The organism is Sporosarcina sp. HYO08 (assembly GCF_001563475.1).
GTDB lineage: Bacteria > Bacillota > Bacilli > Bacillales_A > Planococcaceae > Sporosarcina.
This window is the reverse complement of sequence record NZ_LPUT01000001.1, coordinates 434,338-448,296: the sequence shown is the minus strand read 5'-3', so window position 1 is coordinate 448,296 and position 13,959 is coordinate 434,338. Positions and strand designations below refer to the sequence as shown.

The following is a 13,959-nucleotide window of genomic DNA, read 5'->3' as shown; positions in this document are numbered from 1 at the left end:
CCGCAAGAAGCCGGGCAGAAGACCACTGCCAGTCTTCTTGCTCCGGCTGCCGCTTGGAAGGCGCCTAGCGCTGGTCAGCCTAACTAGTTGCCCATGTACTTAGGCGAATTAATAAAATAGATAAGATAACAAAATAAAACCGGAAAACCCATGACGGATTTTCCGGTTTACGCTTTAAAATTCAATAGATCCCACTATGAAAGAAAGATTAGAATTTACGCTTTCTTGCAGCCTCAGACTTCTTTTTGCGTTTTACGCTAGGCTTTTCATAAAACTCACGCTTTCTTACCTCTTGTATTGTACCGCTTTTCGATACAGTACGTTTGAAGCGGCGAAGAGCATCTTCAAGCGATTCGTTTTTACGAACGACAGTTTTCGTCATATCTCTTGTCCCTCCCTCCGAGCACACTTCGAAACATGGACATTTCCATGTACTCAAAAATTATACCGTATGTTTTTCAATTGGTCAATAAAAAAACCGAATTTTTTTAGGTTAATATTGGAATAACCGAGGATTAGTAATCTGAATCCGATTCAAGTCCTTGCATAATTTGCACACCGGAACTCGCACCTATTCTAGTTGCCCCTGCGTCAATCATCATTGTCATATCCTCAAAGCTTCGAACACCGCCGGATGCTTTCACACCCATTTTAGGGCCGACAACCGTTCTCATCAACTTAACATCTTCTACTGTTGCACCGCCGGTAGAAAAACCTGTTGAAGTTTTGACGAAATCCGCACCAGCTAAAACAGAAATTTCGCATGCTTTTCTTTTTTCTTCTTGTGTTAAAAGTGCTGTTTCAATAATGACTTTTACAATCGCTTTCCCTTTTGCGGCAAGTACGACGCTTTCAATATCTTTTTGAACAAGAACATCGTCACCACTCCGCAGCGCACCAATATTGATGACCATATCGATTTCTTCCGCACCATTTTGAATCGCATTTTTCGTTTCAAAGGCTTTCACTTCTGGAGTCGATGCACCGAGCGGGAATCCGATCACTGTGCACACTTTTACTGAAGTTCCTTGCAAGGCTTTTGCGGCTGTTTCTACCCAAGCAGGATTTACACAAACAGATGCAAAGGAAAACTCTTTTGCCTCCGCACAAATCTTTAAAATCTCTTCTTTCGTTGCATCCGCTTTCAATAATGTATGATCAATATAGCTTGCATAATTCACGCTCATTTGAAACCCTCCAAGTCATTTGGTTAGTAGTTAGCAAATGAAAAAGCTGGGCCCGTCTTCATACTGAAAGCCAGGCACCTTCGTTCCTGATGGTGCCAGGCAATGCAGACGGCCCCAACTTATTCGATTAGTGATGAACTTCCTGCTTTTCCATCACGCGAACAAATTGCCCTTCGTTATAAGGGTAACCAGCTTTCACGATTTTCACTTTAACAATTTTTCCGATCATCGTTTCATCAGCCGGGAAAACAACTTTTAAGTAATTATCTGTGTAACCTTCATAAAGTCCGCTTTCAGGATCAAGCTTGTACTTATCTTCAGGAATCACTTCGAGTACTTCATTTTCAAACTCGGAAGCATATTCCTTCGCAAGTTGATCATTTAGCTCTATTAAACGATGGACACGTTCATTCTTCACTTCTTCGTCAATTTGATCTTCCATTCGAGCGGCAGGTGTGCCTGTCCGTTTTGAATAAGGGAAAACATGTAATTCCGAGAAGCGGTGATCACGAATGAAATGATAAGTTTCCATAAACTCTTCTTCTGTTTCACCAGGGAATCCGACGATTACGTCCGAAGTAATCGCAAGATGCGGCAATGCTTCGCGAAGACGGTCTAAACGCTCCGCAAAAAATTCCATCGTATATTTTCTGCGCATCCGTTTTAATACCGTATTCGAACCGGATTGGATCGGAATATGCAAATGACGAACGATGATTTTTGAATCGCGTAAAACTTCGATGACTTCATCTGTCAATTGACTTGCTTCAATAGAACTGATCCGCAAACGTTTTAGCCCTTTCACTTGCGTTTCAAGATCCCGAAGCAAGCGTGCAAGATTGTAGTCTTTTAAATCTTCTCCGTATCCGCCGGTATGAATCCCTGTTAAAACGATCTCCAAATAGCCGGCATCTACAAGCTGTTGTGCTTGTCGAATGACCTCTTCTGGATCACGGGAACGCATGAGACCCCTCGCCCACGGAATAATACAAAATGTACAGAAGTTGTTGCATCCTTCTTGGATTTTTAGCGAAGCACGCGTTCGATCGGTAAATGCTGGTACGTCCATTTCTTCATAAACGCGGTTTTTCATAATATTGCGGACAGCGTTGATCGGCGCTCGCTCAGTTCGATATTCATCGATCAATCCAAGGAGTTTATGGCGGTCTTGCGTACCGACTACAATATCGACACCCGGAATTGCCATAATTTCTGCGGGCGATGTTTGTGCATAACAGCCTGTTACACAAATCACTGCGTCAGGATTTTTACGGATTGCGCGTCGAATGACCTGGCGGCTTTTTTTATCTCCTGTATTTGTAACTGTACATGTATTTATCACATAGACATCTGCATTTTTCTCAAATTCTTCTCGATCATAGCCAGCTTCTTTAAAAAGCTGCCAAATCGCTTCTGTTTCATAATGATTGACTTTGCAGCCTAATGTTTGAAAAGCAACCTTTGACATGGGCTGCTCACCTCTTTCATTCAAATTCATAAGACAAAGCGGACAAAACATATAATGGAGCCGTTTCGGCTCGTAAAATGCGAGGCCCTAGAGCGATCGGTTGAAAGTCCGCTTCTATAAGCGCCGCGGCCTCTTGACGGGATAAACCACCTTCGGGTCCAAATAAGACACATACCGATTGTTTATGATACACGTTTTTTAGCTGTTCTGCAATCCTATGCGGCTTTCCACTTTTTGCGTCTTCTTCATCTGCAAAAAGGCGTACATCAAAGCTTTTCGATCTTTCAAGCAATTGTTTAAAAGAACACGGTGTTTCGATTATTGGAATGACCGTGCGATGACATTGCTCCGCCGCCTCTTTCGCAATTTTGCGAAGCCTCTCCACTTTTTTACTGCCTTTTTTTTCATCCCATTTGACAATGGAACGTTCTGCTTCAAAGGGCAGCAAACTTGTCATACCAAGTTCTGTTCCTTTTTGAACAATCCAATCGAGTTTATCACCTTTTGGAAGACCGCAAGCAATGGTTACTCCAATCGGCAATTCATTAGAAGGAAGCTCGTGGTCATCTTGACGCTTGACGACAACACCATCAGGAAGCATTTCAACGATCGATGCGTGAAATGCTTCTCCCCCGGATACTGTAATCACCGTATCGCCTTCTGACATACGCATGACTTTTACAATATGCTTACCATCTTCCCCAACAATGTTCGCGAGCCCTTCTTCGTCAAATGCAGTCTGTAGAAAGTAACGTTGCACCGTTACACACCCCTTTTTCGGGCAACGAGCGCAACCCAATCTTCCATCAGAACGGATTCAATAATATCAAACCCTTTTGCAATCAGGTCTTCTTTTACAAGCTCGCGCTTTTGAACGATAATGCCCGAGACGATAAATAATCCTTCATCACGCAAAACTGTAAAAGCGTCCTCAGAAAAGGACATAATGACATCGGCAAGAATATTGGCGACGATGAGATCAGCACCAGGTTTTACAGAATCTAACAAATTGCCGTGTGTGACCTTGATTCTGTCAGACACATGGTTGAGGCTGATATTTTCTTTTGCCGCAACAACTGCTACATCATCTAAATCGAGCGCATGGACATGATCTGCACCAAGCAATGCGGCGCCAATTGCAAGAACACCTGAACCAGTTCCCACGTCTATGATCGTTTGACCTGACTCAACATACTTTTCAAGTGCCTGCAAACACATGACAGTCGTTGGATGTGTTCCTGTTCCAAACGCCATGCCCGGATCTAGTTCAATAATAAGCTCATCCGATTCAACAGGCTCATATTGTTCCCATGTCGGTACAATCGTAAAACGTTCCGAAATTTTAACGGGATGATAAAATTGCTTCCAAGCCGTTGCCCAGTCTTCTTCATCTATTTCACTTGTATGAATGGTATTGTGACCCACATCCAACCCGAATTCGGTTAACCGTTCAATGGATAGGCTAATGTCTTTCATCGTTTCGATTAAGAAATTATTAACGGGTAAATAGGCTTTAATAATCACACCGTCTACCGGGAAATCTTCTTTTTGCAGCGCATAGATTTCCCCGAAACGATCCTCGTGAATACGTGTTGGCTCCATAGAATCTTCAATGATGACACCACTTGCTCCGGCCTCATGCAAAATATTTGCAACTGCTTCTGTCGCTTCATGCGTCGTATGAATGGAAATTTCGGACCACTTCACAACTGTTCATCCTTTCAATCGCCTTTAATTGTACGTTTAATCTTATCGAATAGTGAGCTTGAATACTCATCTGGCGTATTTCCGTTGATGGATGCAAATTCACGCAAGAGTTCTTTTTGTTTTTCTGTCATCTTTTTAGGTGTAATGACTTTGACAATGACATGCTGGTCGCCTATGCCATGGCCGTGAACATTTTGTACGCCTTTTCCACGCAGACGGAAATTCGTGCCAGTTTGTGTGCCCGCAGGAATTTTCAACTTCACATTGCCATGTACAGTGGGCACTTCAATTTCATCCCCTAGCGCTACTTGTGGGAATGTCAATTGTAACTCTAAGAAAATATCGTCTTCTTCCCGAATAAATTTCTCGTGTGGACGAACGCGGAAAACGATATAAAGATCTCCCGCCGGCCCGCCGTTATGTCCAGCTTCACCTTGGCCCGCCACGCGAAGACGCTGCCCATCATCGATGCCTGCCGGAATCGTAACATTGATCTTTTTATTTTTCGTTACACGGCCATTCCCATAACATGTCGGACATTTTTCCGGAATGATTTTCCCTGTTCCTTGACAGTGCGAGCATACCCGTCGATTCACCATCTGACCAAGCGGTGTGTTTTGCGTAACACTAATATGTCCCGTTCCGCTACAATGTGTACATGTTTTAGGTGAAGTGCCTTTCTTCGCTCCAGATCCATCACATGTTTCACATGTTTCTTCTTTTGGAATTTCAATTTCCTTTTCCATTCCGAAAACAGCATCCATAAAATCTAGCGGCATCGTATATTGCAAGTCATCGCCTTTTCTTGGTGCGTTCGGGTCACGCCTGCGGGTGTTGCCGCCGCCGAAAAACGTGCTGAAAATATCTTCAAATCCGAAACTTTCCGCGCCGCCGCCAAAGCCTCCAAAACCGCCAAAGCCTTGGTTCGGATCGGCATGACCGAATTGGTCGTATTGCGCTTTTTTCTGGTCGTCACTTAATACTTCATATGCTTCAGTCACTTCTTTAAATTTTTCTTCCGCCCCAGCTTCTTTATTCAAATCTGGGTGGTATTTTTTTGAAAGGGACCGGTACGCTTTTCGAATTTCCTCTTTCGTTGCTGATTTCGTTAATCCGAGCACCTCATAGTAATCTCGTTTACTCATTTATTTCCACTCTCCCGCCAAACTTTGCTGTTGCTTATTGTACCATTATGCAAGTGCAAAAGAAAAAGTCAAAGCCGGAATATCGGACTTTGACTTTTTCCGTCAATTATTACTTATGAAACATTATTTTTTATCATCGCTGACTTCTTCGAAATCCGCGTCCACAACGTCATCTTGTGATGGTTGTGCACCTTCAGCACCTTCTGCTCCCCCAGCAGCTTGCGCTTGCTCGTAAAGCTTCATAGTCAGTGCTTGAACAACTTCTTCTAATTTCTCTTTTTTCGTGCGAATGTCTTCTAAGTTATTCGCTTCGATCGCTGCTTTCAGCTCTTCTTTTGCATCTTCAACAGCTTTCACTTCGTCTCCGGAAATTTTCCCTTCAACGTCTTTCAATGTTTTTTCAGCCATGAATACGAGTTGGTCTGCTTCGTTCCTAAGATCAGCTTCTTCTTTACGCTTCTTATCTTCTTCTGCATGCGCTTCTGCATCTTTTACCATGCTTTCAATTTCTTCATCGGATAGACCTGAGCTTGACTGAATTGTGATATTTTGTTCTTTTTGTGTGCCAAGGTCTTTCGCTTTAACAGTTACAATACCATCTTTATCAATATCGAATGTCACTTCGATTTGTGGTACGCCGCGTGGTGCTGGTGGAATATCCGTCAACTGGAAGCGGCCTAATGTTTTATTATCCGCAGCCATTGGACGCTCTCCTTGAAGCACGTGAATGTCAACAGCAGGCTGATTATCTGCAGCCGTCGAGAACACTTGTGATTTGCTCGTTGGAATAGTTGTATTTCGCTCGATCAATTTCGTAAAGACTGCACCCATTGTTTCGATCCCAAGTGAAAGTGGTGTAACGTCTAATAGAACAACGTCTTTTACATCTCCGCTTAAAATGGAACCTTGAACTGCTGCACCCATTGCAACAACTTCGTCAGGGTTTACACCTTTAAACGGCTCCTTGCCTGTTTCTTTTTTAATCGCTTCTTGTACCGCTGGAATACGCGTAGAACCACCTACTAAAATAACGCGGTCGATCTCTGATGGTGAAAGTTTCGCGTCTTTCATCGCCTGGCGTGTAGGCACCATGGAACGCTCCACAAGATGCGCTGTTAGCTCGTCAAACTTCGCACGTGTTAAAGAAACTTCTAAGTGAAGTGGACCTGCTTCTCCAGCCGTGATGAATGGCAATGAAATTTGTGTAGATGTTACACCAGAAAGGTCTTTCTTCGCTTTTTCTGCTGCGTCTTTCAAACGTTGCATGGCCATTTTATCTTGTGATAAATCAATGGCATTTTCTTTACGGAACTCCTGTACAAGGTAGTCGATGATGACATCGTCAAAATCGTCTCCGCCTAATTTATTATCCCCAGCTGTTGCATGTACTTGGAATACGCCGTCGCCTAACTCAAGAATCGACACGTCAAACGTACCGCCGCCTAAGTCATAAACGAGGATTGTTTGGTCTTCCTCTGTTTTGTCTAAACCATATGCAAGTGCAGCTGCAGTTGGCTCGTTAATGATTCGCTCAACTTCTAGACCTGCGATTGTACCTGCATCTTTTGTTGCTTGACGCTGGGCATCGTTAAAATAAGCCGGCACTGTGATAACTGCCTTTGTTACTTTTTCACCAAGGTACTCTTCTGCATAGCCTTTCATATATTGAAGAATCATTGCAGAAACTTCTTGCGGTGTATATTCTGTATCTTCAACTTTCACTTTAAAATCTGTACCCATGTGGCGTTTAACAGACATAATTGTATTCGGATTTGTAATCGATTGACGTTTCGCAACTTCCCCTACTTGGCGCTCGCCATTTTTAAACGCAACGACAGATGGCGTCGTGCGGTTCCCTTCCGGATTTGGAATTACTTTTGGCTCCCCACCTTCGTAAACTGCTACAACAGAGTTCGTTGTTCCTAAGTCAATACCAATAATTTTACTCATTATCAAATTCCTCCTAAAGTTGGTGCTACTTGATCATCAATTTCGCTTAAACGTAATTGTAGATTTATTCGTTCACTTTAACCATAGATGGTCGAAGGACACGATCTTTTAATATATACCCTTTTTGCAATTCTTCAAGTACGATGCCTGAAGGCTTATCTTCTTCATTTCCAGTCATCACTGCTTGATGGAAATTCGGATCGAACTCTTGCTCCATTGCTTCGATTTCCGTAAGACCTTCTTCTTTTAATGCATCGAGCAGATTACGATATATCATATCCATCCCCGTCATAATTGATTGTGCTTCTTCCGTTTGCGTCTCTACTGCTAGCGCACGGGAAAAATTGTCAAGAACAGGAATGAGATTTGTTAGCAATGATTGTGCACGATATTTTTGGAGCGCTTCTTTATCAAGATTTGCCCTTCTTTTAAAGTTTTCAAAATCAGCAAGCAAACGATAGCGGCGATCTTCTTCTTCTTTTAACTTCTCAGTTAGCTCCGTTAATGGATCCTCAACTGGGCTTTGCTCTGCTTCAACCGCTTCAGCCAATTCAGTTTCGGTTGCTAGATTTGTATTGTCCGCTACCGCATCATCGGCGTTGGGTTCTTCTGCCAAATCCGGCGATTCAACCGGATTCGTTTCTTCCCATTTTTCTTTGTCTTCTTTCACTTCTGTCACTGTTTTTTCCTCCCTAGCGGATTGCCGCCGATCGTCATTTTTGCAAGTTCTCTTGATAAGTCCGTGCTCATCATATCAAGCAACGTAATGACCCTTCCGTAATCCATACGTTTCGGGCCGACGATGGCGATCGATCCTGTCGTATCTTCACCGGCAGAATAGGTCGCTGTGATGACGCTAAAATCTTCCATCGCGATATGCTTATTTTCGGATCCAATTCGTACATGGATGCCCATTGCACCCTCTTGGAAAAACGACATGGCTGGCATCCCGTTTTCCAGTAAATCAAACATTGTCTTCATCTTTTGAATGTCATTAAATTCAGGTTGTTTAATCATGTTCATTTTTCCGCCAAAGTACAGTCGGTCTTCGGGCTCGATAGAAATGGCCTTCTTCAATGAAGCGAAAATTTCTCCAGCATGTTGAATATGCTGTTCTAAAATCGTTTTCGCCTCTTGTACGAGCATTTTCTGAAGATTGACTAGCGGCGTTCCAACAAGACGTTCATTGAGTATATTAACCATTTTCTCAATGTCAGACGCCGTAAAACCTTCCGGTACTGTGAAAAGTCTATTTTCAACACGACCGTTGTCGGTAACAATGATCGCAACCGCATTCCGTTCATCTAAAGGAACAATCGAAAATCGTCTGACTGCATGTACTGACGTATCCGGACCTAGTAAAATTGACGTATAATTCGTCAAGTCGGATAAAATCGTTGCCGACTTCCGAATAAGCTCTTCCGTCTCCATGACTTTATCTTTAAAGACCGAACGCAAGTGTTCGCTATCTTCTACGTTCAATTTTTCCGGAATGAGCAAATGATCCACGTAAAATCGATACCCTTTTTCAGATGGTACTCTGCCGGATGACGTATGTGTTTTTTCTAGGTAGCCCATTTCTTCAAGGTCAGCCATTTCATTCCGAATGGTTGCTGGACTAAATGGCGCTTCCGGCTTCTTCGATAACTGCCTTGAACCAACAGGCTGGGCGGATTGGATGAAATCGTTAACCGTCAGTTGCAAAATGAGCAATTGTCTTTTTGTCAACATAATCATCACTCCTGTTAGCACTCTTCAATGGAGAGTGCTAATACTAATCATAATTTAACAAAGACCCTAATCAGTGTCAACGAATACACTCGACTTTCCACAATATTTGTTGAAATGACTCGAGTAAGAATCATTATCCCACTAAAAAGCTGCGGCGCTTGCGGATGCCTCCCGCAAGCAGTTAGGAAGAAGCACACTCCCCATCTACTTGCTTCGGCTACCGCTTGGGAGGCGCCTGCGCTGTATTTTGCTCATCATAGGAGAAACTGCTGAAAAACTTCATTCCCGCGGAAGATGCCGAGTCGCGTTAATTTAACAGCATCATCTGTCCGTTCAATCAATTTGCTTTCAATTAGCCGATTTAATGTCTCACCGTAAATCATGTCAAATGGCTTCTCAAATTTACGCTCGAAGGATGAAATCGAAACGCCGTTCACTTTCCGCAAGCCTAAAAATAACTCTTCTTCCATCGCTTCCTTTTCTGTGACAGCATGCGATTGAAAAACGGGTCTTTCGCCTGCCTCTGTTTTTTCTATATATTTCGCGAGCGGACCAATATTCGAATAACGAATACCATTTACATACCCATGGGCTCCTGCTCCAACACCCGCATATTCAGCATTTTGCCAATAGATTAAGTTATGAATGGATTCATAGCCTGGCACGGCAAAATTACTAATTTCATATTGTGCTCTTCCATTTTGCATCATATGTGAAATAAGCATGTCAAACATTTCTGCTTCAATATCTTCGCCGGGCAGGGGCAGTTTTCCTTTATTCATCAAATTATAGAAAACGGTTTTCGGCTCTACAATGAGCGAATACCCCGAATAATGAGGAAGCTCAAGTGCAGTTGCTTTTTCTAGCGTATCGCGCCATTGATGAATGGTTTGATCCGGCAGGCTATAAATGAGGTCAAGGCTAATATTTTCAAAGCCGATTTGACGCGCTTCTGTGACAACCCGAATAGCATCATGAGGACTATGTGTTCTGCCCAGCCTTTTCAAAAGTTCTTCGTCAAATGTTTGCACACCGATACTAAGGCGATCAATGCCGCCATTTTTTAAAACATTCAATTTACCCATTGTTAATTCATCGGGATTGGCTTCTGTTGAAAATTCCCGCAAGTTTTTAACGTCTACAAAATTATGAATGATGGCCAATAAGCGATCGAGCTGTTGTTCAGACAATGCGGTCGGTGTACCGCCGCCTAAAAAGACAGTTTCTAGTTCTTTAAATGAAAAGCCTTCCTGTTGCATTATCGTTAGTTCTTCTCCGATTGACTCGATATATGCATCAACGGGCTGATTTTTGAAAAATACTTTATTAAAATCACAGTAGTGACAAATTTGGTGACAAAACGGAATATGAATGTACATGCCTCGCATATTGGGGTTACTTCCTTCCAAATAGAAAATCTTACTACGCAAAATGGGGGCGAACTTTTCCCCATCATCCATCCTATGATACAGCATTTCGGATAGACGTACTAGAAAAACGTATCTGTAACATTCGCGAACGATTTGCTATACTGAATGGTATTAAAATGAAAGACAGGGGCAAGCGTATATGTTTAAAACAATTGGAATACTTGCACATGTCGATGCAGGAAAAACAACATTTTCGGAACAACTGCTCTATCATACAAAAAGCATTCGCAAGCGAGGTCGCGTCGATCATCAAGACGCCTTTCTCGATAGCCATTCGATCGAAAAAGAAAGAGGAATTACTGTTTTTGCAGATCAAGCCCATTTTACATATAATAACTCGACATACTATCTAATTGATACACCGGGTCACGTCGATTTTTCATCCGAAATGGAAAGAGCTATTCAAGTGATGGATTACGCCATCCTATTAATCAGTGCGGTTGATGGCGTTCAAGGGCATACAGAAACAGTTTGGCATTTATTGCGGAAGCATCGCGTACCTACTTTTATTTTCATTAATAAAGTAGATCGCGAAGGAACGGACATAAAAGGCGTGTTGCAAGATGTCCGAACAGCGCTTTCAGAAGATATTTGTGATATCACATCAAGCTTTGACGAAGGGATTATGGATGAACCACTCGTCGAATGGCTTGCAGAACGTGATGAAACATTACTAGATACGTATATGGAATCTGGTTATGACAAGGAATTATGGCTGCAAACATTCAAAAAAATGCTCAAGGAACAACAAGTTTTTGCAGTTGCTTGCGGTTCTGCATTGAAAGATGAGGGCGTATGGCCATTTTTCGAAAAGCTAGATTTCCTTACCAACACAACTTATAACAGCAGTGATCCATTTTCCGCTAAGGTATATAAAATCCGCCATGACGACAATGGAAATCGAATCGCCTTCCTCAAAGCACTTAGTGGCAAATTGCGTGTTCGCGAAGAAGTCACATACGGAGATGTGGCAGAAAAAATTACACAAATCCGACGATACAACGGTCAAAAATTCCAGCCCGTAGACCAAGTAGAAGCTGGTGAACTGTTTGCAGTCATCGGACTCTCGGCAGCTAAAATTGGAGATAGTATAGGTGTGTTAAACGAAAAATCCACCTTTGAGCTTATTCCTACTTTGACTGCAAAAGTAGTATTTGATCCATCTATTCACGTGAAAGAAGTCCTGCAATGTTTTAAGCAATTAGATGCGGAAGACCCTTCCTTGCAAATTGTTTGGAATGAACAGGCCAAAGAAATCCATGTACATATAATGGGGCTCATCCAACTTGAAGTACTAGAAAAAATTGTGCGTAAGCGTTTTTCTTTTGACGTCACTTTTGGCAAGCCAAAGATCCTGTATAAAGAAACGATTGGCGCAGCGGTTAACGGCTACGGTCATTTTGAACCGCTTCGTCATTACGCGGAAGTCCATTTGAAAATTGAGCCAACCCAACGAAACAGCGGCATTTCGTTCGAATCTATTTGTCATGCAAACGACTTGTCGATCGGTCATCAAAACGTAATACATACACATGTATTCGAACGCGATCACCATGGTTTATTAACAGGCTCTGCTCTTACAGATGTAAAAATTACATTATTGACGGGTCGTGCTCATAACGAGCATACAGCCGGTGGAGATTTCAGAGAAGCAACGTTTCGCGCATTGCGGCAAGGTTTGGAGAAGGCCGAAAGTATACTGCTAGAACCTTATTACAATTTTAAAATCAAAGCGGATTTAGATCAGATTGGTCGTGTTTTAGCGGATATCCAACAAGCTCATGGCAGTTTTGAACCGCCAGAAACAATTGGCGATCAAATCGTTGTTCAAGGAAGCGCCCCTGTAGCAACTTTCATGAACTATGGTGTTACGTTTGCTTCTTACACGCAAGGGAAAGGTGTGTTAAGCCTTCAATTTGGAGGCTACGATCACTGTCACAACGCGGATGAGGTAATTGAAGCAATTGGGTATGATAAAGACGCGGACCCGGAATATACATCCTCCTCGATTTTTTGCGCGAAAGGAAAAGGTTATTCTGTGCCATGGCATGAAGCGGAGACAAAAATGCATTGTTTGAAATAACATTCGGCAGGTACGATGTCGCACCTGCCGATTTTTCTGTCTAGTCCTCTTTCTTCTTCACCTTTCCCATCAAAAATTGCACAAACGCTTCGTCCCGTACAAGCCATGCCTCATAGTTCCTTTTCAAGAAACTTTCTCCCTCTTCAAAGGTTTTAAACCGCTCCTCTAACATAGTGTCGTTTTGTTCAATCGCCCATTCGTCCTCGTCAATCGGATACAAAAGAAAAACATCGTTCATTCGACTTTTATATAATGTGCCAAACGGAGATCGTTTCACATTGTAGTGATTTCGTTGGGCATCTTCCCGCAATGGCTCTAACTGGAATGTATTCGCAACAAATAGTTGATAAGCCTCTGGTGTTAAAGAGCAGCCGGCCGCTTTTGCATGCCCGCCCCCGCCATATGTTCCTGCGACTTGTGAGACATCAACATGATCGTGAATCGTTCGAAACCCCATCCTTCTTCCACCTATATTTAAAATAGCAATATAGTCAAGGTGAGGATATTCCCTGCCAAGCTCATTGCCCAACTCCGAATGATAAGACTCGGCGTAGACAACACCCGCAAAATATTCTTCCGCCTGAAGTTGTACCAGTTCCCGCCTTTTCCTGCGTATATAGCGTTCAATCTTATCTTCTTCCATATCAAGTAACTTCTTTTCGAATTCGTCAAAATGAAAATGATCACTCGATTGTAGACGTGAGACCATTTTCTCTTCAAATTCACCGATAGAAAGCAAGAAAAAAAGCGCATTGAGACGTTGAGCTCGATCATTGCCGTTTCTCTCCCATTCCCAAGTGTCGTACTGTCTAACAAGCTCTACAAATTCCGCAGTCGCCTCTGTCGGCTCAAGCAATTGATGAGTAGTGAGGTATTCGTAGAATAACGAAGTGGCTGATGCTAGTTTCCCTTCTTCCTCTTCCACCGTCACTTGGGCCCAATTGTACTTGTTTAAATGCAACGCTGTTTTATGATGATCTAGTAACTGCACTTTTCCGCCATCTTCGCAAAACTGCTCTAGCCTACTTTCATTCTCCTCATTAACAGATAAGTCTGTGATGAATAAAAAAATATCCTTATCATCATTTTCTAAAAACCACTCCACTTCACGATTAAGACCTAAAACAGAGTTGTAACGCACTTTTACCTCTTTACCGAAAGCAAGTTTCGCCAAAATACCGCATCCTACACCGTCCAAATCATTATGAGACAATAATTTATACATCATTTTCACCTCTACGAAAAGTGTACCCAAATT

General features: G+C 42.6%; 12 protein-coding genes. 1 reads left to right on the top strand and 11 read right to left on the bottom strand.

The window, feature by feature from the left end; genetic code table 11:
* Positions 1-208 precede the first annotated feature (208 nt).
* The 10 genes from rpsU to hemW all read right to left on the bottom strand — a co-directional run bounded on the left by rpsU (position 209) and on the right by hemW (position 10,576).
* Positions 209-382, bottom strand: coding sequence for a 30S ribosomal protein S21 (gene rpsU, locus AU377_RS02190; RefSeq protein WP_009496905.1), 174 nt, complete (start codon positions 380-382; stop codon positions 209-211).
* A gap of 133 nt (positions 383-515) precedes the next feature.
* Positions 516-1,187 carry a deoxyribose-phosphate aldolase gene (gene deoC, locus AU377_RS02185; protein WP_067403422.1) on the bottom strand — a complete coding sequence of 224 codons (672 nt, stop codon included), beginning with the start codon at positions 1,185-1,187 and terminating at the stop codon, positions 516-518.
* Between the two features lie 127 nt (positions 1,188-1,314).
* Entirely contained in the window at positions 1,315-2,655 is a 1,341-nt protein-coding gene (mtaB, locus tag AU377_RS02180; protein WP_067403419.1) for a tRNA (N(6)-L-threonylcarbamoyladenosine(37)-C(2))-methylthiotransferase MtaB, read from the bottom strand.
* Between the two features lie 16 nt (positions 2,656-2,671).
* Positions 2,672-3,415, bottom strand: a complete 744-nt coding sequence (locus tag AU377_RS02175; RefSeq protein ID WP_067403416.1) for a 16S rRNA (uracil(1498)-N(3))-methyltransferase — start codon at positions 3,413-3,415, stop codon at positions 2,672-2,674.
* 2 nt (positions 3,416-3,417) lie between these two features.
* Positions 3,418-4,362 (bottom strand): 50S ribosomal protein L11 methyltransferase, encoded by a 945-nt coding sequence (gene prmA / locus AU377_RS02170; protein ID WP_067403413.1) that lies wholly within the window; start codon positions 4,360-4,362, stop codon positions 3,418-3,420.
* Positions 4,363-4,376: 14 nt separating this feature from the next.
* A complete protein-coding gene (gene dnaJ, locus AU377_RS02165) occupies positions 4,377-5,507 on the bottom strand; it encodes a molecular chaperone DnaJ (RefSeq protein ID WP_067403411.1) in 1,131 nt (376 codons plus the stop codon).
* Between the two features lie 123 nt (positions 5,508-5,630).
* Entirely contained in the window at positions 5,631-7,457 is a 1,827-nt protein-coding gene (dnaK, locus tag AU377_RS02160; RefSeq protein WP_067403409.1) for a molecular chaperone DnaK, read from the bottom strand.
* 64 nt (positions 7,458-7,521) lie between these two features.
* A complete protein-coding gene (gene grpE / locus AU377_RS02155; protein WP_082731876.1) occupies positions 7,522-8,136 on the bottom strand; it encodes a nucleotide exchange factor GrpE in 615 nt (204 codons plus the stop codon).
* The gene (gene hrcA, locus AU377_RS02150) at positions 8,133-9,188 is read right to left on the bottom strand and encodes a heat-inducible transcriptional repressor HrcA (RefSeq protein WP_067403406.1); all 1,056 of its coding nucleotides are present in this window, start codon (positions 9,186-9,188) and stop codon (positions 8,133-8,135) included. The genes grpE and hrcA overlap by 4 nt, the downstream gene beginning before the upstream one ends.
* 254 nt (positions 9,189-9,442) lie before the next feature.
* Entirely contained in the window at positions 9,443-10,576 is a 1,134-nt protein-coding gene (hemW, locus tag AU377_RS02145; protein WP_067403403.1) for a radical SAM family heme chaperone HemW, read from the bottom strand.
* A 181-nt stretch (positions 10,577-10,757) separates the two neighbouring features.
* Between hemW and AU377_RS02140 the strand changes: the two genes are divergently transcribed.
* Positions 10,758-12,701: a translation factor GTPase family protein gene (locus AU377_RS02140; protein WP_067403399.1), complete on the top strand. Its 1,944-nt coding sequence runs from the start codon at positions 10,758-10,760 to the stop codon at positions 12,699-12,701.
* 40 nt (positions 12,702-12,741) lie between these two features.
* Here the strand turns inward: AU377_RS02140 and AU377_RS02135 are convergent, their stop codons facing one another.
* The gene (locus AU377_RS02135) at positions 12,742-13,926 is read right to left on the bottom strand and encodes a DHH family phosphoesterase (protein ID WP_067403926.1); all 1,185 of its coding nucleotides are present in this window, start codon (positions 13,924-13,926) and stop codon (positions 12,742-12,744) included.
* Positions 13,927-13,959: the final 33 nt, after the last annotated feature.